Origin of the sequence: Streptomyces camelliae, from assembly GCF_027625935.1 — a bacterium.
GTDB classification, from domain to species: domain Bacteria; phylum Actinomycetota; class Actinomycetes; order Streptomycetales; family Streptomycetaceae; genus Streptomyces; species Streptomyces camelliae.
Window position 1 is genome coordinate 7,330,680 of sequence record NZ_CP115300.1, and the last position, 22,714, is coordinate 7,353,393.

The window sequence follows — 22,714 nt, forward strand, 5'->3', positions numbered from 1 at the left end:
TCAAGGGTACGAGGTGCCGGGCCGGCGGGACGCCGGGGAAAAGGGGTGGGCCGGCGACCGGGCGGCCGTCAGGATATGGATCATGCCCAGTCTCACGCAGCCGGTCGTGCCGGCCGGAACCCTCGCCCGCACCCCCCAGCCCACCCTTCCCACCGGTGACGGCCTTCTGCTGCGCCCCTGGCAGGCACAGGACGCGCCCGCCGTGCACGCGGCCTTCCAGGACCCGTTGATGCATCAGTGGCACATCAGGTCCTGCGACTCCGAGGAGGAGGCCGCCGGCTGGATCGGCCAGTGGCAGCGGGAATGGCGGGGCGAGCGGCAGGCCCAGTGGGCCGTCGTGGCCGCGGACGGCGATGAACTGCTGGGCCGGGTCGCGCTGCGCGACATCGTGCTCGGTGACGGTGTCGCCGAGGTCGCCTACTGGACGGTGGCACGGGCGCGCGGCCGGGGTGTCGCCGTACGGGCCACCACCGCCCTGTCCCGGTGGGCGTTCGAGGAAGTCGGCCTGCACCGCCTGGAACTCTCGCACGCCACCGCCAACCAGGCCTCCTGCCGGGTGGCCGTGAAGGCCGGCTTCGCCCCGGAGGGCACCAAGCGCAGTGCCCTGCTCCATCCCGACGGCTGGCACGACGTGCATCTGCACGCACGCGTGCGAGGCGACTGACCGGACGTCCGAGGGGCCGGACGGTGTGAAGATGGAGGGCATGCCGCCCTACGACCTCGCGGGCCGACTCGTCGTCGGTGTCGCCTCCAGCGCCCTGTTCGATCTGCGGGAGTCGGACGCCGTCTTCCGCGAACAGGGCGAGGAGGCCTACCGGGCCTACCAGGAAGCACATCTGGACGACACACTGCGGCCCGGAGTGGCGTTCGCGTTCCTCCGCAGGCTGCTGTCGCTGAACGACCTCGGCGAGCCGGGCGATCCGCTCGTCGAGGTCATCATCCTCTCCCGCAACGACCCCGACACGGGCCTGAGGGTCATGCGGTCGATCCAGGCCCATGAACTGCCCATCAGCCGGGCCGTGTTCATGCAGGGCAGAGCGCCGTACGCGTTCGTCACGGCGCTGAACATGTCCCTGTTCCTGTCCGCGAACGGCGCCGACGTGCGCGAGGCGGTCGCCGCGGGCCTGCCGGCCGGGCATGTGCTCGGTTCGGCGTACGCCGACGACCCCGCCGATCCGGAGCTGCGGATCGCGTTCGACTTCGACGGGGTGCTCGCCGGTGACGCCGCCGAGCGGGTGTACCAGTCCGGCGGCCTGGAGGAGTTCCGCGCCCACGAGGCCCGTAACGCGGCGACCCCGCACGACCCCGGGCCGCTGCGCGACTTCCTCGCCGGGGTGAACCGGATCCAGCGCCGGGAGGCCGAACGGCGCGAGGCCGACCCGGACTACGTGGTCCGGGTGCACGTCTCCATCGTGACCGCGCGCAACGCCCCGGCCCACGAGCGGGCCGTGAACAGCCTCAAGCAGTGGGGTGTGCGGGTCAACGACGCCTTCTTCCTCGGCGGCATAGACAAGGGCGCGGTCATGGCGGTGCTCCGGCCGCACCTCTTCTTCGACGACCAGGTGACCCACCTGGAGAGCACGTCCCGGACCACGCCCAGCGTCCACGTCCCGTTCGGCAGGATCAACGAGACGGCACCCTGAGGGCGCGGGGTGCTCAGGCGGCCGCCGCGCCGTCCTCCTGCTCGGCCTCGATACGGGCGTTCCACTCGCGCTTGGAGGCCTGCCAGCCGTCCTCGTTGTGGCCCAGGCGCCAGTACCCGGAGATCGACAGGTCCTCGCGCGGGATCTGCTTCTCGACCCGCAGCAGCCGGCGCAGCTCCTTCACGAAGCCCGCCTCGCCGTGCACGAACGCGTGCAGCCGGCCCTCGGGGAACTCCAGCCCCCGCACGGCCGCCAGCAGGGCCTCGCCGACCGGCCGGTCCCCGCGGTGCAGCCAGACGACCGCCGCGGCGGAGTCGATCTTCTGCTCCTCCTCTGGCCCGGACACCTCCACGAAGGCGTGCACCACGGCCCCCGCGGGCAGCGTCTCCAGGGCACGGGCGATGGCGGGCAGCGCGCTCTCGTCACCGGCGAGCAGATGCCAGTCGGCCTCCGCGTCGGGGGCGTAGGCGCCGCCGGGGCCCATGAAGCGCACGGTCTCGCCGGGCCGCACCCGGGCGGCCCACGGGCCGGCCAGACCCTCGTCGCCGTGGACGACGAAGTCCAGCGTCATCTCCAGATGCTCGGGGTCCCAGGCGCGCACGGTGTACGTCCGGGTCACCGGCCACTGCTCCCGGGGGAACTCCTCGCGGATCCGCTCCAGGTCGAAGGGCTCCGGATAGGTCACGCCCGCCGGGCCGAACAGCAGCTTCACATAGTGGTCGGTGCAGGTGTCCGCCGCGAAGTCGGTCAGGCCCTCGCCGCCGAGCACCACACGCTGCATGTGCGGGGTCAGCCGCTCGGTGCGCACCACCTGGGCGGTACGGGTCTTGCGCGGCTTGCGTCCCGGGCGCTCTGCCATCACGGACCTCCTGCGAATTGGTTAGGTTTACCTAAGTTAGCACCTCGCTCCGGTGCAACACCTCTCTTCCGGGGCCGCGGTGGGCGCCCTTTGCCGGAATATTCCGGTCGGGGTCAGGCGGCCAGCGTGGTCAGCAGCCGCTGCAGCGAGCCGCCGAGCCCCCAGCGCCCGGCCAGCCGCTCCAGCGCCTCCGGGTCGCGCGGGGCGTGCGGCAGCGCCGTGTCGACGTCCGGCAGCGGCACGTCCGCGGCCACCCGCACCACCTTCGGCGCGACCGCCACATACGGCCGGGCCTCGTCCAGCCGCTTGCGCTGCGACGGCGTGAGCTTCGCCCGGGGGTCGTCCAGCGCCGTCATGATCCCGTCCAGATCACCGAACTCGGCGAGCAGCTTGGCGGCCGTCTTCTCGCCGATCCCGGCCACGCCCGGCAGGCCGTCGCTCGGGTCGCCGCGCAGCAGTGCCAGATCCGCGTACCCCCGGCCGTCGACACCGTACTTCTCGCGCAGCACCGCCTCGTCCGTCAGCTGGAGCGTGCCGACGCCCTTCAGCGGGTACAGCACCCGGATCCCGCGCGCGTCGTCCACCAGCTGGTACAGATCGCGGTCGCCGGTGACGATGTCCACCGGGCCCTGGGCCCGCGCGGTGAACGTGCCGATCACATCGTCCGCCTCGTACTCCGCCACCCCGACCCGGGCGATCCCGATGGCGTCCAGCACCTCCTCGATGACCGGCACCTGCGGGGCCAGGGTGTCCGGCACCTCCTCCTCGTCCGGCCCCACCTCGTGCTCCTCGGCGACCCGGTGCGCCTTGTACGTCGGGATGAGGTCCACCCGCCACTGCGGGCGCCAGTCGGCGTCCATGCAGGCCACCAACTGCTCCGGCCGGTGGTCCTTGACCAGCCGGTCGATGAAGTCCAGCAGCCCGCGCACGGCGTTCACCGGCGTGCCGTCGGGAGCCTTCACGGAGTCCGGGACGCCGAAGTAGGCGCGGAAGTACAGCGATGCGGTGTCGAGCAGCATGAGTCGTCCGGTCACGCTCGCATCATGCCGCACGGCACCGACACCCACCCCGCTCGGCGACCCCGTTGTCGCGTATCCGCGTACGACAAGGATCCGGCCAATCACGGAACGTGATCTCCCTTGGCCCGAACCGGCGTTCCCGGCCCAGGTGGTCGGCATCTTCGCGGCCGACCCGGACACCCCTCCCACCTGCTCCCCGACCCCGGCATACTGGCGTGAACCGTGAGGGTGGGGACACGGGGACATGACAGGGATGTGGCAGGCGCGTGAAACGGTTTGCCGAACATGCGTAGGGTGCAGAGAAGTCATCAGGAGCGACCGAGGCACGACGAGCGAGGGAGGGAGCCGGAGCGATGGGCGACCACAAAGAGCAACAGCCCGTGCGGGTGGGCGCGGCCGTCCGCCGGCGCCGCCGCGCGCTGGAACTGACCCTCGCCGTCGTGGCCGAGCGCAGCGGCCTGTCCGTGCCCTTCCTCAGCCAGGTCGAGAACGACCGGGCCCGCCCCAGCCGCGCGTCCCTGGAGAAGCTGGCCGACGCCCTGCGCACCACGGCCGTGGAACTCCTCGCCGCCGCCGATCCGGCCGCCAGCGTGGACGTCGTCCGTGCCGACCCGGGCACCGAGGGGGACGGCGAGCCGCGCACCCGCTCCCTGGTCCGCGGCCACCACCAGCTGCACGCCTCCGAGTTCACCGGCGACCACGAGGCCGGCCGTGAGTTCCAGCACCGCAACGACGAGCTGATGTACGTCGCCGACGGCGCGGTGGAGATCGAGGCCGAGGGCCGCGCGTACCGCCTCGGCCGCGGCGACACCCTGTATCTGACCGGTGGGGTACGGCATCGCTGGCGGGCGACGGTGCCGGACACCCGGGTGGTCGTGGTGGCGGTGGCGGAGCACATCGAGGCAGTTCAGGACAGGTCTCGTTGAAGAGGGTCGTCTCCCTCGTCCCGTCCCTCACCGAAGCCGTCGCCCGCACCCTTCCCGGCGCCCTCGTCGGCGCCACCGACTGGTGCGCCCATCCGGCCGACCTGGAGATCACCCGGATCGGCGGCACGAAGAATCCCGGGCTCGACCGCATCCTCGCCCTCGCCCCCGACCTGGTGATCGCCAACGAGGAGGAGAACCGCGCGCCCGACCTCGACGCCCTCCGTGCGGCGGGTCTCGACGTGCTGGTCACCGAGGTGCGCGGGGTGCCGCAGGCCTTCGCCGAGCTGGCGCGGGTGCTCGGGGCGTGCGGGGCGCCGGAGCGGCCGGGCTGGCTGGCGCAGGCGGAGGCGGCCTGGGCGGCCCTGCCGGAGCCGACGGCGCGCACGAGGGCGGTCGTACCGATCTGGCGCCGGCCCTGGATGGTGCTCGGCCGGGACACCTTCGCGGGTGACGTGCTGGCCCGCCTCGGCGTGGACCACGTCTTCGCCGGCCACCCCGACCGCTACCCCCGCGTCCCCCTGGAGGAGCTGCGCGCGGCGGCCCCGGACCTGGTCGTCCTGCCCGACGAGCCCTACCGCTTCGCCGCCGGCGACGGCCCCGAGGCCTTCCCCGGGCTGCCCTGCGCGCTGGTCAGCGGTCGGCATCTGACGTGGTACGGCCCTTCGCTCACCGAAGCGCCGAGGGCGCTGGGCGAGGCCCTGCGAGCAGCTCGCCGCTGAGCAGGCCGCGTACGGTCCCGGTGGCGGCGGCCAGCCACGCGCCGACCAGGACGGTGTACAGCGCGACGGCCAGCGCGTCGTAGCACCCGAGGCCCGTGTGCCGGGCGAGGGCCGCGGCGCCGGTGACACACGTGCCCACGGGGAAGGTGAACGCCCACCACGTCATCGCGAAGCCCATGCCGTGACGCCGGGCCCGCACCACATGCGCGACGGAGAGCGCCAGCCACAGCAGCGCGAAACCCATCACCGGCACCCCGTAGAGCACGGCGAGGACACCGAGACCGCGGTCGTACGGGGCCGGTACGACGCCGGGAGCCGCGTCCGCGATCTTGGCGAGCGCGGTCGTGGACTGCCCGAGCGGGCCCAGGACCAGGAACAGGGTCGGGGTGAGCGCGAGCGGCAGCGGACCGCGGGTGACCAGCCGGGCGAAGACGAGCGCCAGCATCAGCAGCGTCATGAACAGGCTCAGCCCGAACAGCGCGAAGCAGGCCAGCAGCAGGGTCTCGCGGGGCTGCCCCGCCGGCAGATGCGGCACGAGCAGCGGACCGAGCGCGGCCGACACCATCGGCGCGACCAGTGGCAGCAGCCACACCGGGGTCGCCGCCACGGGCTCGGCGCGATGGCGCACGGCCATCAGGTACGGCACGGCCACGGCGGCCGTGAGCCCGACCGCCGTACCGGCGCTGAACAGCACGGTGTCCAGCGCGACCGCCGTCCCCGTGCCGAGCAGGGGCAGCCCGGCGGTCATGGCACCGGCTCCGACCGCCAGCAGGGCCATGGACAGACAGCCGTAGAAGGGCGCCATGGCCGGGTCGAGGAGGTGGGCACGGGCCTGGTCGCGGTGGTGGACCCAGTGCAGGGTGCGGGCGGCGAGTAGCGCCGTCAGCGCGATCAGGGACAGCGCCCAGACCCCGGCGAGCACACCGCTCGGCACCGCCCCGTGTCCGGGCAGCGCGACACCGGCCGAGCCGACGATGGCGGTGCCCATGACGGCGGCGTACCAGTTCGGACCGAGGTGCCGTACCCGGGCGGCGCGCCGGAGGGAGGGGACGGGGGAGGGGGCGGGATGGGCTGCGATGACCATGCCCTGACGATCCCGCCAGGATCAGGGGCTGACCAGGGAGTTCGCTTCTATCAGGGCATAAGCTGGTCTTATGAGTGAGGTGGAGGGGCAGTACGAGCGCACGGCATCCCTGGCGCACCGGGTGCCGGATCTGGCCGCACTGGAGCTGCTGCTGGCGGTGGCGCGGCTGGGGAGCCTCGGCGCGGCCGCACGCGAGGTCGGCATCACCCAGCCCGCCGCCAGCAGCCGGATCCGCTCGATGGAACGGCAGCTGGGGGTGGCCCTGGTCGACCGCTCGCCGCGCGGTTCCCGGCTCACCGACGCCGGCGCGCTGGTGACGGACTGGGCGCGCCGGGTGGTGGAGGCGGCGGCCGCCTTCGACGCGGGGGCGCGGGCGCTGCGGGACCGACGGGACTCACGCCTCAGGGTCGCGGCGAGCATGACCATCGCCGAGTACCTGCTGCCCGGCTGGCTCCTCGCACTGCACGCCGAGCGCCCCGACACGGCGGTGTCCCTGCTCGCCGGCAACTCGACAAAGGTCGCGGAACTGCTGCTGTCCGGCGAGGCGGACCTCGGTTTCGTGGAAGGCCTGAACGTGCCGACCGGCCTGGACTCCACGGTCATCGCCCGCGACCGCCTGATCGTCGTCACGGCCCCCGGCCATCCCTGGGCCCGCCGCCGGCGCCCCCTCACGGCGGAGGAGCTGGCGGCCACCCCGCTGATCCTGCGCGAGCGCGGCTCCGGTACCCGCCAGGTCCTGGACGCGGCCCTCGGCGGCCTCGCCCGCCCCCTGATCGAACTGTCCTCGACCACAGCGGTCAAGGCATCAGCGGTCAGCGGAGCGGGCCCCTCCGTCCTCAGCGAGCTGGCGGTGGGGGAGGAACTGGCGATGCGCCGACTGGTCAGCATCCCGGTGGAGGGTGTTTCGCTGCGGCGCGATCTGAGGGCGGTCTGGCCTACCGGGCATCGACCGGCGGGGCCCGCACGGGAGTTGTTGTCACTGACGCGGGGGTGAGAGGGCGCGGCTTGGCTGGGGCTGGGGCTGGGGCTGGACGGGGTGGGGTCGCTTGCCCGCAGCGGCGGGCGGTGCCATGCAGCTGGCGGCACTGCGGTTCCCCAAGGGGCGCGGGGAACTGCGCGATCAGCCACCCACTAACCGGCACTCGGCAGACCACCGTGAGTTCAACGGCGAAGTCCCGACCCCCACACCCGCAGAGAAAACCCTTGGCGACCTGCCCCACCGCCCCGCCCGCCGCAGGCGTCCGCACCGCCGCGAGGCACGCAACGCCGCCGCGCTCCCGCTCACCGTCCCCGCGCCCCGGCTGCTCGGGACGTACGACGACGGCACCTGGGTGGCGCTGGTCTTCGAGGAGGTGACCGGACGCCAGCCCCAGGTGCCCTGGCAGCCCGACGAGCTGCGCCGGGTGCTCGACACCGTGACCGTGCTCGCCCGCACCGGCACCCCGTGCCCGCTCGACGTTCCGCCCGTCGCCGAGGATCTGGCGGAGAGCTTCAGCGGCTGGCGCCGGCTCCTCGACGGCGAGGCCGGCGACGTACGCGGCCGACTCGGCGCGTGGACCGCCGACCACCTGGCCGACCTCGCCGCCCTGGAGGCCCGCTGGCCCGAAGGCGCCGCGGGGGACACCCTGGCCCACGCCGACCTGCGCGCGGACAACGTCCTGCTCACGGCCGACGGCGGGGTCGTCTTCGTGGACTGGCCCCACGCGCTGCGCGCCGCGCCCTGGTTCGACCTGCTCGTCATGCTGCCCTGCGTGCGGGCGCAGGGCGGACCCGACCCCGAGCAGGTGTTCACCAGCCACCCCCTGGGCCGGGACGCCGACCCGGACGCGGTGACCGCCACGCTGACCGCCCTCACCGGCTACTTCCTGCGCAGCTCCCTGAACCCGGCCCCGCCCGGCCTGCCCACCCTGCGCCCCTTCCAGCGCGCCCAGGGAGACGCGGCGCTGGCCTGGCTGAGACAGCGGCTGTGACATGGCGCCGGGGCCGCTCCGCCCGGCCCGGGGTAGTGACCCGGCTCAGCCCGCGGCAGCGACGAGGGCCCGCATCACCCGCAGGTCCTCACCCATCTCCGGATGCCACTGCACGCCGAGCACCCACCCCTCGGCCGGCGGCAGTTCCACCGCCTCGACCGTGCCGTCCGACGCGTACGCCGAGGGGACCAGGCCCCGGCCGAGGCGGTCGACCGCCTGGTGGTGGTAGGTCGGTACGGCGGTCTCCTCCGGGGCGATGCCCGCGTACCGCGTGCCCGGCACCGGCTTGACCGGATGGCGGCCGAAGACCCCGACCACCTCCGCGTGCCCGTCGAGATGCTGGACGAGTGTGCCGCCGAGGGCGACGTTCAGCAGCTGCATGCCCCGGCAGATCCCCAGCAGCGGCACCCCGGCCGCCAGCGCCGCGTCGATCAGCGCCAGCTCCCAGGCGTCCCGCTCCGGCGCGGGCGGACCCGTGCGGGGCTCGCGCTCGGCGCCGTACCGGGCCGGGTCCACGTCCGGGCCGCCGGCGACGACCAGCCCGTCCAGCCGGGCCACCGTCTGTGCCGCGCGCTCGGGCGCGTCCGGCGGCAGCATCGCGGCCAGTCCGCCGGCCCGCTGCACCAGCCGTGGATAGCCGACCGGCAGCAGCGCCGCGTCCAGCTCCCACACGCCCCAGCGCGTGCCGGACTCCAGATACGTGCTGATGCCGATCAGTGGTCGTACGGTCGTCATGCCACCCTCCCCGGAAATCAAAGGTTTATATCCGTACCTTTACAAGGGCGCGCTCAGGCGAGGAAGCCCCGCAGCAGGGCCGCCGTACCCGCGCAGTGCTCGCGCATCATCTCCCGCGCCCCGTCCGCGTCCCCGTCCAGCACGGCCTCCACCAGCGCGGTGTGCTGCCGCTGGGAGTGCTCCAGATTGCGCACCAGCAGCGGGATGCAGTCGAGCAGGTCGTTGACCGTGGCCCGGACCGCCGCGTACTGCGCCGTCAGGGAGGGTGAGCCGCACAGCTCGGCCAGCGTCAGGTGCAACAGCGTGTCCAGGCGCCGGTAGTCGGCGAGCGGGGCGTCGTGGGTGCGGGCCAGCGCCTCGCGCAGCCGGTCCGCCCGCTCGTCGTCGAGCCCGTGCGCCGCGCACAGCCCGGCCGCGCCCACCTCCAGCACCTCGCGGAAGCGCAGCACGTCCTCGATGTCCACCTCGGCGATCCGCCGCCGCAGCTCGTCCTCGCCGCCGGCGTCCGCGCGCGGCAGCACGAACGTTCCGCCGTACCGCCCGCGCCGCGCCTCCACCAACCCCTGGTCCTGGAGCACCTTCAGCACCTCGCGCAGCGTCACCCGGCTGATCCCGAGCCGCTCCGCCAGCTCCCGCTCGGCCGGCAGCCGCTCCCCGCCCGGCACCAGGCCGAGCCGCACGACCTGGAGGATCTGCTCCAGCGCCTCCTCGAAGCCGTTGCCCGCCCGCACCGGCCGCAGCACCGGAGCGAGCCGGTCACCCACCCCCTGAGCATCACTCTCCCAGGACATCCGGCCGTACCCCCTTCCCAAGCAATGGTTCTGAGCAATACCTTATGGCTCCCGGCCCGGCCGAAAAAGCGCGAAGGCGCCGAAGGAGGCTCTCCCGTGGCAGACCGCACACCCCCGCTCGGCGTCGAGGAACTGCACGCCCTTGTCGCGAGCGGTGAGATCGACACTGTCGTCCTGGCCTTCCCCGACATGCAAGGGCGCCTCCAGGGCAAGCGGTTCGCCGCCCGCTTCTTCCTCGACGAGGTCCTGCACCACGGCACCGAGGGCTGCAACTACCTCCTCGCCGTCGACACCGAGATGAACACCGTCGACGGCTACGCGATGTCCTCCTGGGAGCGCGGCTACGGCGACTTCGCCATGCACCCCGACCTCGGCACCCTGCGCCGTATCCCCTGGCACCCCGGTACCGCCCTGCTCGTCGCCGACCTCGCCTGGAACGACGGCACCCCGGTCGTCGCCGCGCCCCGCCAGATCCTGCGCCGCCAGCTGGAGCGGCTCGCCGAGCTCGGCTACACCGCCCAGGTCGGCACCGAGCTGGAGTTCATCGTCTTCAAGGACAGCTACGAGGCGGCCTGGGACGCGGGCTACAAAGGGCTCACGCCCGCCAACCAGTACAACATCGACTACTCCATCCTCGGCACCGGCCGCATCGAGCCCCTGCTGCGCCGCCTGCGCAACGACATGGCCGGCGCCGGCCTCACCGTCGAGTCCGCCAAGGGCGAGTGCAACCCCGGCCAGCACGAGATCGCCTTCCGCTACGACGAGGCCCTCGTCACCTGCGACCAGCACGCCCTGTACAAGACGGGCGCCAAGGAGATCGCCGCGCAGGAGGGCGTCTCGATCACGTTCATGGCCAAGTACAACGAGCGCGAGGGCAACTCCTGTCACATCCACCTCTCGCTCGCCGACGCCGACGGCACCAACGCCATGGCCGACGGCGACGGCATGTCCGACGTGATGCGGCACTTCCTCGCCGGACAGCTCGCCGCCCTGCGCGACTTCTCCCTCCTCTACGCCCCCAACATCAACTCCTACAAGCGGTTCCAGCCCGGCTCCTTCGCGCCCACCGCCGTCGCCTGGGGCCACGACAACCGCACCTGTGCGCTGCGCGTGGTCGGCCACGGCCGCTCCCTGCGCTTCGAGAACCGCCTGCCCGGCGGCGACGTCAACCCGTACCTCGCCGTCGCCGGTCTCGTCGCGGCCGGCCTGTACGGCATCGAGCAGAAGCTGGAACTCCCCGAACCCTGCCCCGGCAACGCCTACACCGCGGACTTCGAGCACGTCCCGACCACCCTGCGCGAGGCCGCCGAGCTGTGGGAGAACAGCCCCGTCGCCAAGGCCGCCTTCGGCGACGAGGTCGTGGCCCACTACCGCAACATGGCGCGCGTCGAGCTGGAGGCCTTCGACGCCGCGGTCACCGACTGGGAGCTGCGCCGCTCCTTCGAACGCCTGTGAACCAGCCTGTGAAAGGTCGATCCGTGTCCGACTCAGACGAGTTGAAGGTCCTCAACCCCGCCACGGAAGAGGTCGTCGCCACCGTCCCCGCCGCGAGCGAGGAGGACGTGGCCGCCGCCGTCGTACGCGCCGTACGCGCCCAGACCCGGTGGGCCGCCCTCGCCCCCGCCGACCGGGCCCGGCTGCTGCGCCGCTTCGCCGACACCGTCGACGCCCACGTCGAGGAACTGGCCCGGCTGGAGGTCCGCGAGGCGGGCCACACCGTCGGCAACGCCCGCTGGGAGGCCGGCAACGCCCGTGACCTGCTGCTCTACGCGGCGGGCGGCGCCGAACGCCTCCTCGGCAAGCAGATCCCGGTCCCCGGCGGCTGGGACGTCACCTTCCAGGAACCCCTCGGCGTGGTCGGCGTGATCGCCCCCTGGAACTTCCCGATGCCCATCGCCGCCTGGGGCTCCTTCCCGGCGCTCGCGGCCGGCAACGCGGTGGTCCTCAAGCCCGCCGAGACCACTCCGCTGACGGCTCTGCGGCTGGCCGAACTCGCCTTGGAGGCGGGCCTGCCCGAGCACGTCTTCCAGGTCCTCCCCGGCCACGGCCACACCGCCGGCCGTGCCCTGGTGGACCACCCGGACGTCGCCAAGATCGTGTTCACCGGCTCCACCCGCACCGGCCGCGAGGTCATGGAGCGCTGCGCCAAGCTCGTGAAGCCGGTCACCCTGGAACTCGGCGGCAAGAGCCCCAACGTCGTCTTCGCCGACGCCGACCTGAAAACCGCCCTCGACCCGTTCTCCTTCCTGGACAACTCCGGCCAGGACTGCTGCGCCCGCACCCGCATCCTCGTCCAGGAGACGGTGCTGGAGGAGGCCCGGGACTTCCTCGCCGACGCGCTGGCCGCCGTGGTCGTGGGCGACCCCGCCGACGAGAAGACCCAGATGGGCCCGCTGATCTCCCGTCAGCAGCTGGAGCGCGTACGGTCGTACGTCCCCGACGACGCCCCCGCCCTGCGCGGCAGCGCCCCCGACGGCCCCGGCTTCTGGTTCCCGCCGACGGTCCTGACGGGGGAGCGGCACGACAGCGCGGCGGCCTGCGAGGAGATCTTCGGCCCGGTCGCCGTCCTCCTCCCCTTCACCGACGAGGCCGACGCGATCCGTCTCGCGGGCGCCACCCCCTACGGCCTGTCCGGCTCGATCTGGACCCGGGACCTCGGCCGCGCCCTGCGCGTGTCCCAGGCCGTCCGGGCCGGCAACCTGTCCGTCAACTCCCACTCCAGCGTCCGCTACTGGACCCCGTTCGGCGGCTTCAAGCAGTCCGGCCTCGGCCGTGAACTCGGCCCCGACGCCCTGACCGCCTTCACCGAGACCAAGAACGTCTTCATCAGCACGGAGGGTCCCGCACAGTGACCGAAGACATCATCTGCCGCCGCCTGGTCGGCCGCACCGCCGTCGTCACCGGAGCCGGCAGCGGCATCGGCCTCGCCACCGCCCGCCGGCTCGCCTCCGAGGGCGCCCACGTCGTCTGCGCGGACGTCGACGAGGCCCGCGGCAAGGCCGTCGCCGACGAGGTCGGCGGACTCTTCGTGAAGGTCGACGTCACCGACCCCGAGCAGGTCGAAGCGCTGTTCAAGACGGCGTACGACACCTACGGCAGCGTCGACGTCGCCTTCAACAACGCGGGCATCTCCCCGCCGGACGACGACTCCATCCTGGAGACCGGCCTGGAGGCCTGGAAGCGGGTGCAGGAGGTCAACCTCACCTCCGTGTACCTGTGCTGCAAGGCCGCGATCCCCTACATGCGCCGCCAGGGCAAGGGCTCCATCATCAACACCGCGTCCTTCGTGGCGAGGATGGGCGCGGCCACGAGCCAGATCTCGTACACCGCCTCCAAGGGCGGCGTGCTCGCCATGTCCCGTGAGCTGGGCGTGCAGTTCGCGCGGGAGGGGATCAGGGTCAACGCCCTGTGCCCCGGCCCGGTCAACACCCCTCTCCTGCAGGAGCTGTTCGCCAAGGACCCGGAGCGGGCCGCCCGCCGCCTGGTGCACATCCCGGTCGGCCGGTTCGCCGAGGCCGAGGAGATCGCCGCCGCCGTCGCCTTCCTGGCCAGCGACGACTCCTCCTTCGTCAACGCCTCCGACTTCCTGGTGGACGGGGGAATCGCGGGCGCGTACGTCACGCCGCTGTAGGACGCGTCAGAGGAACGTGTGCCCCTCACCCCGGTAGGTGGGCACGGTCGCGGTGACCGTGTCCCCCTCGATCAGGTGCAGGGCCTCGAAGCGCTCGCACAGCTCGCCCGCCTTGGCGTGCCGGAACCACACCTTGTCGCCGATGAGGAGGTCGTCGGCGGGCGAGCCGAGCAGCGGGGTCTGCACCTCACCCGGGCCCTCCTGCGGGTCGTACGCCAGGCCCTCCGGCAGATACGGCACCGGCAGCCGGTCGGTACCGGCGGCGCCGGAGGCCGGGTACCCGCCGCCGAGCACCGTGACGACCCCGACCCCCGGGCGCCGTACGACGGGCTGGGCGAAGAGGGCCGCGGGCCGCCCGGTGAAGGACGTGTAGTTGTCGAACAGCCGCGGCACATACAGCCCCGAACCGGCCGCGATCTCCGTCACCGCCCCCTCGGCCGCGGTGTGCTGCACACTGCCCGTGCCGCCGCCGTTGACGAACTCCAGGCCGGGGACGACGGCCCGCACCGCGCGCACCGCCGCCGACCGCCGCTCGGCCAGCTCCCGGCGGGCCGCCGCCTGCATGAGCCGGACCGCCCGGGACCGCAGCGGCCGCCCGGCGACCGCGTCCCCGACCCCCGCTATGTGCCCCTCGTACCCCATGATCCCCACCAGCCGGAAACCCGGCCGCCGGGCCACCGACCGTGCCATGTCGGCGAGTTGGGCGGGGGAGTGCAGCGGGGAGCGCCGGGCCCCGACCCGCACCCGGCCGCCGAGCAGCTTCAGCGCGGTGTCCAACTCCAGGCAGACACGGACGACTTCGCGCCCACCCTCACGGGCCGCGTCGATGAGGTCGAGCTGGGCGACGTCGTCCACCATCACGGTGACCGCGCCGGCGAGCTTGGGATCGGCGGCCAGCTCCGCGAAGCCGGAACGGTCGGCGGACGGATACGCCAGCAGGATGTCGTCGAATCCGGACCGCGCGAGCCACAGCGACTCGGCCAGGGTGAACGACATGATGCCCTGGAAGCCGTCCTTGGCCAGGACCCGTTCCAGCAGGGCCCGGCAGCGAACCGACTTGCTGGCGACCCGGACCGGCTTCCCGGCGGCCCGGCGGACCAGATCCTCCGCGTTGGCGTCGAAGGCGTCCAGGTCCACGATCGCGAGGGGGGCGTCGAGATGGGCGGTGGCCCGGTCGTAACGGGCCCGGTCAGCGGCGAGCGCAGTCATGACGGAAGCCTGCCAGACAGAATTACCGCAGGGTAGGGGGACGTTCCGGGCAGATGCCCCGGGCGCGCGGACTGGTTCTGATTCTCCGACGGACAACCCGTAGAGTGACGCGCACGTACGACGGAACGCGCCCTCCCGTTTCACCTGAACCGGGATGCCGGTCCGGCCGTACGGGTATGCGTGCCCGGACGGAGCTTTGCGCACCGGGCGCGGCCGAGCAGCACGGCGGCCCACGTACGCGACGACGGCCCGGGCACGAGGAAACGGGGGGTGCATGAGCACGGAAGCCCGCCACGCCCCGATCCCACCACGCCCGTCTTCTCCACCGGCCCCGTCCGCCGCACACGATGCGTCTCCTTCGCAGCGCCCGTCTGCTGCGCAGGGCCCGGCTACTGGGCAGGGTCCGGCTACTGGGCAGGGTCCGGCTCCTTTGCAGGGGCAGTCGACTCCGCCACGGTCGTCGCATGCGCCGGGTCCGTCGGCTCCGGTGAATCCGTCGAGTCCGACCGCGCCGCGTCCGTCGCATGCGCCGGGCCCGTTGAATCCCGTGAGTCCGGCTGCGCCGCCGCGTCCGATGTCTTCGCCGAGCCTGTCGGGGCCGTCAGGGCCGTCGGGGCTGCCCGGTCCGTCGCGTCCGCCTGTGCCGCCGCGCCCGTCGTCCTCGCCAGGTCCGTCGACCCCGGCGAGTGCGTCTGCGCCGCCGTCCCACCCGGCTGTGCCGCCAACCCCTACGCCGTCGTCCACCACAGCCCACCCGTCGAGTCCGGTACGCCCGCAGCCCCCGACACGCCCCTCCACCGTGCCCGGCGGTTCCGTCGGCACCGCGCCCGGCCGCCTGGCCGACGCGGCCTCGGGCCGTCTGGCCGACACTGCTCCAAGCCACCCCGCCGGCACCGTCCCGCGCCACCCCACCAGCACCGCGCCCGCCGACTCCGTCGGCACCACCCCCGGCCGCCAGGCCCACACCGCTCCAAGCCACCCCGCCGGCACCGCGCCCGCCGACTCCGTCGGCACCACCCCCGGCCGCCAGGCCCACACTGCTCCAAGCCACCCTGCCGGCACCGCGCCCGCCGACTCCGTCGGCACCACCCCCGGCCGCCAGGCCCACACTGCTCCAAGCCACCCCGCCGGCACCGCGCCGGGCGGCTCTGGCGGCACCGTCCCCCGCCACCCCGCCGGCACCGCGCCCGATGGTTCCGTCGGCACTGCCCCCACGCACCTGGCGGACACCGAACTGTTCGATGACCCTGATGACGAGCCGTCCGTCTTCACCCCGCGTGCCGGTCGGCCGACCGGTGGCGAGGGGGCGCGTGATGGTCGGGGCGGTGGGGGGAAGCCTGTCGTGCCTGAGGGGGTCGAGGCGGTGAGTCCGCCTCCGCCGCCTGCCTCGGCTCGGTTCCCCGACGTGCCGCCGCGTGCGGGGCGGACGGGGCGGCACGACGGTTCCGGTCCGGGTGGTTCCGCCGCGCGTCCCGCGGCGCGGCCCGGGCAGGAGTCACGGCGGCCGGGAGGCCCCGCGGAGACCCCCTCCGAGACGACCGCCCGGCTTCGTCCGGTACCTGCCGTGGAGACCACGGCCCGGCTCCGGCCGATTCCCGGGTCCCGTGAATCCCAGCGCCCCGGTGCCACCCCCGAGTCCGCCGGGGTCGGCGCCGAGTCGCGTACCGGTTCCATACCCGCTTCCTCATCCGCCTCCTCGGCCCGCGCCTGGAGTCCGCTGGCGCCCGCCCACCCCGTCGGCCCGACCCCGCCCGCACCCTCCGCCGGTCCGGACCCGGCGCTGTCCTGGAGCGCCGGCGCGGCCGCGCGGCCCGTCGTGTCGTTCGGGCAGCCCGAGGCCTTCGCGGAGCCCGCCCGGCACCGGGTGGGCCCCCACACCGCCGCCGCTGCCGCCTGCCTCGTGCTCGGCCTCGGCCTCATCGGCGGTGCTGTGACCGGGAGTTGGCTCACCGGCGACGGCGGGGACACCGCCGCCGTGGACCACTTCACCACCGCCGCCACGCTCTGGCACAGCGTGCCCGTCGACCAGCTGTTCCCGCCCACCGTCGCGGGCACCGGCGCCGGACCCGGCGGCGCCGACCGCACCTGGACGAGGATCGCCGTGGCCCCGGACAGCGGCTGCGCCCACGCCTTCGACCCGCTGCTGCAGAAGGTCCTCACCCCGCTCGGCTGTCAGCGGCTGCTGCGCGCCACCTACACCGACGCCACCCAGAGCTACGTCACCACCGTCGGCCTGCTGTTCACGAACGCCGACCCCGCCGCCATGTCCGCGCTCGCCGCCCGCTTCCGCACCGAGGGACTGGACCGCCGCACCGACCTGATGCCCCGGCCGTACGCCGCCGAGGGCACCCTCGCGGCCGGTTTCGGCGACAAGCAGCGCGCCTCCTGGACCGTCTCCGTCCTCACCGACGCCCCGGTCGTCGCCTACGCCGTCTCCGGCTGGGCCGACGGCCGCACCGTCGACGAGCCCCAGCCCGCCGCCGCTGCCGTCAGCCCCAGCGCCACCACCGCACCCGCCCAGGCGGGCCTCGGCAACGAGGCCCAGGGCCTGGCCGACCGCATCGCACGGCGCCTGCGCCAGCACATCGGCACGGCCACGGAGAAACCCTCATGACGGGATCGAGGCGTTCGAGGCGATCGATACGCGGCCACCGGCGCCCGGCCCCCGCCGGAGCCGCGGTGAGCCTGCTGCTCGCCGGCGCCCTCACCCTGCTGCCGTCCGCCGCCGCCCACGCCGACGGCATCCGCGCCCAGCAGTGGGGCCTCGACGCCCTGCACCTGGACGAGGCCTGGCAGACCACCAAGGGCCGGGGCGTCACCGTCGCCGTCCTGGACACCGGCGTCGAGGCCGACCATCCCGACCTCGCCGGCAACGTCCTGCCCGGCCAGGACATGATCGGCTTCGGCGCCCGGCAGGGCGAGCGCACCTGGGCCCGGCACGGCACCGCCATGGCCGGCATCATCGCCGGGCACGGACACGGACCGGGCAACTCCGCCGGCGTCATGGGCGTCGCCCCCGAGGCGAAGATCCTGCCCGTCCGGGTGATCCTGGAGGACGGCGACCCCGCCCGCACCAAGGCCCGTACGATCCGGGGCAACGCCCTCGCCGACGGCATCCGCTGGGCCGCCGACCACGGCGCCGACGTCATCAACCTCTCCCTCGGCGACGACTCGAACTCCGCGCACCCCGAGCCGAGCGAGGACGAGGCCGTGCAGTACGCCCTGAAGAAGGGCGTGGTCGTCGTCGCCTCCGCGGGCAACGGCGGTGAGAAGGGCGACCACATCTCCTACCCGGCCGCCTACCCCGGCGTGATCGCCGCCACCGCCGTCGACCGCTACGGCACCCGCGCCTCCTTCTCCACCCGCCGCTGGTACGCCGCGGTCAGCGCGCCCGGCGTCGACGTGGTCATCGCCGACCCCGACCACAAGTACTACGAGGGCTGGGGCACGTCGGCCGCCTCCGCCTTCGTCTCCGGCGCGGCCGCCCTGATCAAGGCCGCCCACCCCGGTCTGACCCCGGCCCAGATCAAGAAGCTCCTGGAGGACACCGCCCGGGACGCGCCGGTCGGCGGCCGGGACGACTCCCGCGGCTACGGCATGATCGACCCGGCGGCGGCACTGCAGGCGGCCGGCCGGCTCCGGCCGGAGAGTCTGCGCGTGGCGTCGTACGGCAAGAAGTACTTCGGCAGCGGCCCGGACGCCCCCAAGGCCACCTCCTCGACCGCCGACTGGGCGGGCCCGCTGGCCGGCGGCACCGGCGGGGTGCTGCTGGTGGCGGGCGTGGTGCTGTGGCGGGGGCGCAGGCAGCGCACGGACGGGGGCGCCTGAGGCGTCCGGGCCGCCGACCGGCGATGTACTCGATCTCCGGGTGGCGCGGCGAGGCGCCCCGCAGCAGATGCCCGGGGTCCGGCCGGCCGCGCAGCTGGAGATCACCTTCCGTTCGGCGTCAAGTGCCTTGAATCCCAGGTCACTTGACTTCGGAAGGAAGATCACTCGCCGGTGAACGCCGACACCGCCGCCTTCGCCGCCGCCTCCACCAGCGCGATGCCCTCCGCCTGGGTCCCGGTGCCCTTCGACAGCACCGCCACCAGATAGCCGGTGCCGTCCACCGTGACCCGTCCGATGCTGTTCACGTCCCACAGGTTCGTCGTACTGCGCGCCAGCCAACCGTTCTTCAGCGCCCAGGAGCCGGCGTCACCGGCGGCCGACACCCCCCACCGCTGATCCGTCTCGACCGACCCCATCAGGCCCTGGACGTACGCCCGGGAGGCAGCACTCAGCTGCGATTCATCGTCCCCGAACACCTGCCGGAGCAGCACCAGTTGGTCGGCGGCCGTGGTCTGGGTCAGCCCCCACAGCTCGCCGTCGCCGCCGGAGGTCGACGTCAGCCCGAGACGCTTGTTGGCCGCGTCCAGGCCGTCCGCGCGCCCGATCGTGTGCCACAGCTGCGTCGCGGAGGCGTTGTCGCTGTTCTCGATCATCTTCGTGGCGTACGCCTGCTCCGTCGCCGTCAGTTGCCGGCCCGCGTCCTGCGCCTGGAGCAGCAGCGCGGCCAGGATGTCGACCTTGACGATGCTCGCCGTGTCGAAGGCCGCCTCGCCGTACCCGGCGCTCTCCCCGGAGCCCACCGCCAGCACGGCCGCCGACACCTCGGCGCCCGACGGCACGCTCACCGTCGCCATCGCCTCGCTCAGCAGCGCGTCCCGGTCCACCGCCGCCTTCGTCACGGTCGCCTCCTCGCTCGCCGCGGCCGAGAGGGAGGCCGCGGGCGTCGCCGCCGACGATACGGCCGCGGCCCCCGCGTGCGCCCGCGCCTTGACATAGACCGTGCCCTCGGCCGTCACCCCGGTGACGGCGACCACGGCCAGCGCGGTGTGCAGCAGCGGACGGCGCCGGGACGGGCGCCTGCGACGGCCCCGGCGGGCTCCGGAGGACTCCATGGCCGCGATGCTCGGCGCGCGGACTGTGCGCCCCGTCGGACGCAGGTGAGACGAAGCTCAGCGGTTCCTGAGATTCCCGTGAAGGCCCGGCGCTCGCCCCCAAGGCGGCCGGTGGGGCTCGCCCCGATAGGGTCGGTGACCGTGGCGAACAAGAACATTCCCGACCCCGGCTTCTCCGACGACGACGGCTCCGCCGACCCCCGGCTGAGCGCCGCGCTCGCCGCCTGGGCCGAGGACCGCAGCGCCCTCGGGCCCGTCCTGGAGGCGCTCAGGGGCGCCCGGCTGCTCGTGCCCGTCGTCGCCGTGCTCGGTGAGGTCGAGGAGGACGAGAAGGGCTTGCGCCGCGAGAAGACCAGCGACATGGCCGTACCCACCCTGAAGGCCGGCCACCGCACCGCGCTGCCCGCCTTCACCTCCACCGACTCGCTCGCCCGCTGGGACCCCGCGGCCCGCCCGGTCGCCGTACCGCTGCACCAGGCGCTGCAGGCCGTCGCGCACGAGAAGGCCGACACGCTCGTGCTGGACCTCGCCGGACCGGTGCCGTTCGAGCTGACCGGACCCGCGCTGCTCGCCCTCGCCGAGGGTCGCACCAGCACGGACCCGCTGGCCGACCCGGCCGTGCGGGAGGCGGTACGTACGGCCGTGGCGGCGGAGCCCGCCGTGCTGCGCGCCCACCTCGGCCCCGGACAGGCCGACGGCACCCTCGCCCTCGTCCTCGACCCGGCCGCCGCGCCCGCCCAGGCCGCCCGCGCGGTCGCCGAACGCCTCGCCGCAGACGAAACACTGAGGGCCCGCCTGGTGCGCGGCCTCGACCTGGCACTGCTGCCGGCCGGGACCACGCCTCCGGGCGAGCCCTTGTACGTACGCGGATGATCTAGCCGTAGACCGGGCCGGTGTACTTCTCGCCCGGTCCCTGGCCCGGCTCGTCCGGGACGATCGACGCCTCGCGGAAGGCCAGCTGGAGCGACTTCAGGCCGTCGCGCAGCGGGGCCGCGTGGAAGGAGCTGATCTCGGTCGCGCTCGCGTCCAGCAGACCGGCGAGACCGGTGATCAGCTTGCGGGCCTCGTCCAGGTCCTTGTACTTCTCGCCCTCCTCGCTCAGCCCCAGCTTCACGGCGGCGGCGCTCATCAGGTTGACGGCGACCGTCACGATCACCTCGACGGCGGGAACCTCGGCGATATCGCGGGTCATTGCGTCGAAGTCGGGATTCTCAGGAGGGGTCTCACTCATGCCCCACACGATAAGCGGTCGCTGATGACGGGGATCACGGGTTCCCGATTAGGCCTTGTCAAGCGATCCTGCTAACCTGGTGGACGACCGGCTGGACATGCCCTGCCAACACCAGAGCGTCCGGCCCACAAGTGGAGGCTCCGATCTCCCACCTGACCGTCCTCAGGGACGGCGGGTCACCCCGGTCAGGCGGCCGCCATCGTTCCGTACGGACGATGGAGAGCCGCCCGAAGTGCGCCCCGCGGCATCGCGGCGGTGCTCCGGTAGTGCGTTTGGAGCCCCGCCTGTGATCGTCCGGGGCATTTTTGTTGCTTCGGCGCGGTTAGGTCTTACGAAAAGAGACATACGCGGCTGTCCGCCAGACAACCGTGTGGTGCTACCGAGGAGGATCCATCAGCGCCGAGCCCCGCATCAACGACCGGATTCGCGTTCCCGAGGTGCGACTTGTCGGTCCCAGTGGCGAGCAGGTGGGCATCGTCCCGCTGGCGAAGGCACTGGAGCTTGCGCAGGAGTACGACCTGGACCTGGTCGAGGTCGCGGCGAACGCCCGTCCGCCCGTGTGCAAGCTCATGGACTACGGGAAGTTCAAGTACGAGTCGGCCATGAAGGCCCGTGAGGCGCGCAAGAACCAGGCGCACACGGTCATCAAGGAGATGAAGCTCCGGCCGAAGATCGACCCGCACGACTATGACACCAAGAAGGGTCACGTCGTCCGGTTCCTCAAGCAGGGCGACAAGGTCAAGATCACGATCATGTTCCGTGGCCGCGAGCAGTCCCGGCCCGAGCTGGGCTACCGACTGCTGCAGCGGCTCGCGGAGGACGTCCAGGACCTCGGTTTCGTCGAGTCGAACCCGAAGCAGGACGGCCGCAACATGATCATGGTCCTCGGTCCGCACAAGAAGAAGACCGAGGCCATGGCCGAGGCCCGTCAGGCGCAGGAAGCCCGCAAGGCGGAGGCGAAGGCCCACCCCGGTCGTTCGCAGAACCCTGCCGAGGCTGAGGCGTCCGCCGAGGAGCCCGCCGAGGCGTGATCCCGGGGGACACCATGTCCCCGAGGATGTAACCGAAAGTAGAGCGACGCTCCACCGTGCCCGGTTTCACGACCGGGCACCGGAGCGCCACCGACGAGGAGATAACGGCGCTATGCCGAAGAACAAGTCGCACAGCGGTGCCAGCAAGCGCTTCAAGGTCACCGGCTCCGGCAAGGTGCTCCGCGAGCGCGCCGGCAAGCGCCACCTGCTTGAGCACAAGTCGTCCCGCGTCACGCGTCGCCTCACCGGCAACGCCGAGATGGCCCCGGGCGACGCCGCGAAGATCAAGAAGCTTCTCGGCAAGTGACGTACCCGGCGCTCGCCAACCCCTGAGCGCCGTACGCCAACACCGGGACCCAGCCGTTTCCGGGTCGTGTGAGTACCACCACGGCCCCGCTACAAGGAGTTAACAAGTGGCACGCGTCAAGCGGGCAGTCAACGCCCACAAGAAGCGCCGGGCGATCCTCGAACAGGCCTCCGGCTACCGCGGTCAGCGGTCGCGTCTGTACCGCAAGGCCAAGGAGCAGGTCACCCACTCGCTGGTCTACAACTACAACGACCGCAAGAAGCGCAAGGGCGACTTCCGTCAGCTGTGGATCCAGCGCATCAACGCCGCTGCCCGCGCCAACGGCATCACCTACAACCGCTTCATCCAGGGTCTGAAGGCCGCGAACGTCGAGGTCGACCGCAAGATCCTGGCCGAGCTGGCCGTCAACGACGCGAACGCCTTCGCGGCGCTCGTCGAGGTCGCGCAGAAGGCGCTGCCGAGCGACGTCAACGCGCCCAAGGCTGCGTGACGCTGCGCTGGCTTTGAGCCGACGCTCACTGGACCCGCAGGCTTTCATGGCTTGCGGGTCCTGTTGTTTGGGGTCCCCAGGTGGTCTTTCGACTGCGGGCCGGTGGGGCTTCTCGCGCCCACGCGGTGG

23 protein-coding genes are annotated in these 22,714 nt (G+C 73.1%); 15 read left to right on the plus strand and 8 right to left on the minus strand.

The genetic code is table 11. The annotated features are described in order from the left end of the window. Nucleotides 1–82: 82 nt before the first annotated feature. Together O1G22_RS33575 and O1G22_RS33580 are read left to right on the plus strand one after the other, a co-directional pair. Complete coding sequence (locus tag O1G22_RS33575; protein WP_270084742.1) at nucleotides 83–664, plus strand: GNAT family N-acetyltransferase; 582 nt, start codon at nucleotides 83–85, stop codon at nucleotides 662–664. 40 nt (nucleotides 665–704) lie between these two features. Then, entirely contained in the window at nucleotides 705–1,643 is a 939-nt protein-coding gene (locus O1G22_RS33580) for a 5'-nucleotidase (RefSeq protein ID WP_225098441.1), read from the plus strand. Between the two features lie 13 nt (nucleotides 1,644–1,656). Here the strand turns inward: O1G22_RS33580 and O1G22_RS33585 are convergent, their stop codons facing one another. Further along, the gene (locus tag O1G22_RS33585; RefSeq protein WP_270084743.1) at nucleotides 1,657–2,502 is read right to left on the minus strand and encodes a siderophore-interacting protein; all 846 of its coding nucleotides are present in this window, start codon (nucleotides 2,500–2,502) and stop codon (nucleotides 1,657–1,659) included. Between the two features lie 113 nt (nucleotides 2,503–2,615). Continuing rightward, complete coding sequence (locus O1G22_RS33590; protein WP_428986430.1) at nucleotides 2,616–3,536, minus strand: 5'-3' exonuclease; 921 nt, start codon at nucleotides 3,534–3,536, stop codon at nucleotides 2,616–2,618. A gap of 338 nt (nucleotides 3,537–3,874) precedes the next feature. Here O1G22_RS33590 and O1G22_RS33595 point away from each other — a divergent pair, with 338 nt between their 5' ends. Then, the gene (locus tag O1G22_RS33595; RefSeq protein WP_270084744.1) at nucleotides 3,875–4,447 is read left to right on the plus strand and encodes a helix-turn-helix domain-containing protein; all 573 of its coding nucleotides are present in this window, start codon (nucleotides 3,875–3,877) and stop codon (nucleotides 4,445–4,447) included. Then, nucleotides 4,444–5,166 carry a helical backbone metal receptor gene (locus tag O1G22_RS33600; RefSeq protein ID WP_270084745.1) on the plus strand — a complete coding sequence of 241 codons (723 nt, stop codon included), beginning with the start codon at nucleotides 4,444–4,446 and terminating at the stop codon, nucleotides 5,164–5,166. Before O1G22_RS33595 ends, O1G22_RS33600 begins: the two co-directional genes overlap by 4 nt. Here the strand turns inward: O1G22_RS33600 and O1G22_RS33605 are convergent. Continuing rightward, on the minus strand, nucleotides 5,114–6,250 hold the full coding sequence (locus O1G22_RS33605) for a TDT family transporter (RefSeq protein ID WP_270084746.1): 1,137 nt from the start codon (nucleotides 6,248–6,250) through the stop codon (nucleotides 5,114–5,116). The two genes, O1G22_RS33600 and O1G22_RS33605, sit on opposite strands and share 53 nt — an antisense overlap. A gap of 70 nt (nucleotides 6,251–6,320) precedes the next feature. On the opposite strand from O1G22_RS33605, the gene O1G22_RS33610 reads away from it, so the two are divergent. Then, nucleotides 6,321–7,244 (plus strand): LysR family transcriptional regulator, encoded by a 924-nt coding sequence (locus tag O1G22_RS33610; protein WP_270084747.1) that lies wholly within the window; start codon nucleotides 6,321–6,323, stop codon nucleotides 7,242–7,244. A 52-nt stretch (nucleotides 7,245–7,296) separates the two neighbouring features. Continuing rightward, nucleotides 7,297–8,220, plus strand: coding sequence for an aminoglycoside phosphotransferase family protein (locus tag O1G22_RS33615; protein WP_270084748.1), 924 nt, complete (start codon nucleotides 7,297–7,299; stop codon nucleotides 8,218–8,220). A gap of 45 nt (nucleotides 8,221–8,265) precedes the next feature. On the opposite strand, the gene O1G22_RS33620 is transcribed toward O1G22_RS33615, so the two are convergent. After that, nucleotides 8,266–8,955, minus strand: a complete 690-nt coding sequence (locus O1G22_RS33620) for a gamma-glutamyl-gamma-aminobutyrate hydrolase family protein (protein ID WP_270084749.1) — start codon at nucleotides 8,953–8,955, stop codon at nucleotides 8,266–8,268. Between the two features lie 53 nt (nucleotides 8,956–9,008). Next, complete coding sequence (locus O1G22_RS33625; RefSeq protein ID WP_270084750.1) at nucleotides 9,009–9,746, minus strand: FadR/GntR family transcriptional regulator; 738 nt, start codon at nucleotides 9,744–9,746, stop codon at nucleotides 9,009–9,011. Nucleotides 9,747–9,842: 96 nt separating this feature from the next. Between O1G22_RS33625 and O1G22_RS33630 the strand changes: the two genes are divergently transcribed. From O1G22_RS33630 to O1G22_RS33640, 3 genes are read left to right on the plus strand one after another with little or no spacing between them, the layout of a single operon-like run. Beyond that, nucleotides 9,843–11,201: a glutamine synthetase family protein gene (locus tag O1G22_RS33630; protein WP_270084751.1), complete on the plus strand. Its 1,359-nt coding sequence runs from the start codon at nucleotides 9,843–9,845 to the stop codon at nucleotides 11,199–11,201. A gap of 23 nt (nucleotides 11,202–11,224) precedes the next feature. After that, nucleotides 11,225–12,598 carry an aldehyde dehydrogenase family protein gene (locus O1G22_RS33635; protein WP_270084752.1) on the plus strand — a complete coding sequence of 458 codons (1,374 nt, stop codon included), beginning with the start codon at nucleotides 11,225–11,227 and terminating at the stop codon, nucleotides 12,596–12,598. Beyond that, nucleotides 12,595–13,377, plus strand: coding sequence for a 3-oxoacyl-ACP reductase (locus O1G22_RS33640; RefSeq protein ID WP_270084753.1), 783 nt, complete (start codon nucleotides 12,595–12,597; stop codon nucleotides 13,375–13,377). The genes O1G22_RS33635 and O1G22_RS33640 overlap by 4 nt, the downstream gene beginning before the upstream one ends. Before the next feature lie 6 nt (nucleotides 13,378–13,383). Here O1G22_RS33640 and O1G22_RS33645 read toward each other — a convergent pair whose 3' ends face one another. Beyond that, nucleotides 13,384–14,586 carry an amino acid deaminase/aldolase gene (locus O1G22_RS33645; protein ID WP_270084754.1) on the minus strand — a complete coding sequence of 401 codons (1,203 nt, stop codon included), beginning with the start codon at nucleotides 14,584–14,586 and terminating at the stop codon, nucleotides 13,384–13,386. A 1,564-nt stretch (nucleotides 14,587–16,150) separates the two neighbouring features. On the opposite strand from O1G22_RS33645, the gene O1G22_RS33650 reads away from it, so the two are divergent. Continuing rightward, entirely contained in the window at nucleotides 16,151–17,200 is a 1,050-nt protein-coding gene (locus O1G22_RS33650; protein ID WP_270084755.1) for a hypothetical protein, read from the plus strand. Then, on the plus strand, nucleotides 17,197–18,414 hold the full coding sequence (mycP, locus tag O1G22_RS33655) for a type VII secretion-associated serine protease mycosin (protein ID WP_270084756.1): 1,218 nt from the start codon (nucleotides 17,197–17,199) through the stop codon (nucleotides 18,412–18,414). Before O1G22_RS33650 ends, mycP begins: the two co-directional genes overlap by 4 nt. A gap of 161 nt (nucleotides 18,415–18,575) precedes the next feature. Here the strand turns inward: mycP and O1G22_RS33660 are convergent, their stop codons facing one another. After that, nucleotides 18,576–19,526, minus strand: a complete 951-nt coding sequence (locus tag O1G22_RS33660) for a serine hydrolase (protein WP_270084757.1) — start codon at nucleotides 19,524–19,526, stop codon at nucleotides 18,576–18,578. A 141-nt stretch (nucleotides 19,527–19,667) separates the two neighbouring features. Between O1G22_RS33660 and O1G22_RS33665 the strand changes: the two genes are divergently transcribed. Continuing rightward, nucleotides 19,668–20,399 (plus strand): SseB family protein, encoded by a 732-nt coding sequence (locus O1G22_RS33665; RefSeq protein ID WP_270084758.1) that lies wholly within the window; start codon nucleotides 19,668–19,670, stop codon nucleotides 20,397–20,399. 1 nt (nucleotide 20,400) lies between these two features. On the opposite strand, the gene O1G22_RS33670 is transcribed toward O1G22_RS33665, so the two are convergent. Next, complete coding sequence (locus O1G22_RS33670) at nucleotides 20,401–20,757, minus strand: DUF1844 domain-containing protein (protein ID WP_158919391.1); 357 nt, start codon at nucleotides 20,755–20,757, stop codon at nucleotides 20,401–20,403. A gap of 368 nt (nucleotides 20,758–21,125) precedes the next feature. On the opposite strand from O1G22_RS33670, the gene infC reads away from it, so the two are divergent. The 3 genes from infC to rplT all read left to right on the plus strand — a co-directional run bounded on the left by infC (nucleotide 21,126) and on the right by rplT (nucleotide 22,585). After that, nucleotides 21,126–21,788: a translation initiation factor IF-3 gene (gene infC, locus O1G22_RS33675; protein WP_225098250.1), complete on the plus strand. Its 663-nt coding sequence runs from the start codon at nucleotides 21,126–21,128 to the stop codon at nucleotides 21,786–21,788. Between the two features lie 112 nt (nucleotides 21,789–21,900). Next, on the plus strand, nucleotides 21,901–22,095 hold the full coding sequence (rpmI, locus tag O1G22_RS33680; RefSeq protein WP_004933563.1) for a 50S ribosomal protein L35: 195 nt from the start codon (nucleotides 21,901–21,903) through the stop codon (nucleotides 22,093–22,095). A gap of 106 nt (nucleotides 22,096–22,201) precedes the next feature. Then, nucleotides 22,202–22,585 carry a 50S ribosomal protein L20 gene (gene rplT / locus O1G22_RS33685; RefSeq protein ID WP_006141703.1) on the plus strand — a complete coding sequence of 128 codons (384 nt, stop codon included), beginning with the start codon at nucleotides 22,202–22,204 and terminating at the stop codon, nucleotides 22,583–22,585. Nucleotides 22,586–22,714: the final 129 nt, after the last annotated feature.

Bases quoted from the DNA above. Each gene is read 5' to 3' on its own strand.
- O1G22_RS33660 (WP_270084757.1), bottom strand. From the start codon at position 19,526: ATGGAGTCCTCCGGAGCCCGCCGGGGCCGTCGCAGGCGCCCGTCCCGG.
- O1G22_RS33575 (WP_270084742.1), top strand. From the start codon at position 83: ATGCCCAGTCTCACGCAGCCGGTCGTGCCGGCCGGAACCCTCGCCCGC.
- O1G22_RS33645 (WP_270084754.1), bottom strand. From the start codon at position 14,586: ATGACTGCGCTCGCCGCTGACCGGGCCCGTTACGACCGGGCCACCGCC.
- O1G22_RS33580 (WP_225098441.1), top strand. From the start codon at position 705: ATGCCGCCCTACGACCTCGCGGGCCGACTCGTCGTCGGTGTCGCCTCC.
- O1G22_RS33595 (WP_270084744.1), top strand. From the start codon at position 3,875: ATGGGCGACCACAAAGAGCAACAGCCCGTGCGGGTGGGCGCGGCCGTC.
- O1G22_RS33620 (WP_270084749.1), bottom strand. From the start codon at position 8,955: ATGACGACCGTACGACCACTGATCGGCATCAGCACGTATCTGGAGTCC.
- O1G22_RS33610 (WP_270084747.1), top strand. From the start codon at position 6,321: ATGAGTGAGGTGGAGGGGCAGTACGAGCGCACGGCATCCCTGGCGCAC.
- O1G22_RS33585 (WP_270084743.1), bottom strand. From the start codon at position 2,502: ATGGCAGAGCGCCCGGGACGCAAGCCGCGCAAGACCCGTACCGCCCAG.
- O1G22_RS33605 (WP_270084746.1), bottom strand. From the start codon at position 6,250: ATGGTCATCGCAGCCCATCCCGCCCCCTCCCCCGTCCCCTCCCTCCGG.
- O1G22_RS33625 (WP_270084750.1), bottom strand. From the start codon at position 9,746: ATGTCCTGGGAGAGTGATGCTCAGGGGGTGGGTGACCGGCTCGCTCCG.
- mycP (WP_270084756.1), top strand. From the start codon at position 17,197: ATGACGGGATCGAGGCGTTCGAGGCGATCGATACGCGGCCACCGGCGC.
- rpmI (WP_004933563.1), top strand. From the start codon at position 21,901: ATGCCGAAGAACAAGTCGCACAGCGGTGCCAGCAAGCGCTTCAAGGTC.
- O1G22_RS33670 (WP_158919391.1), bottom strand. From the start codon at position 20,757: ATGAGTGAGACCCCTCCTGAGAATCCCGACTTCGACGCAATGACCCGC.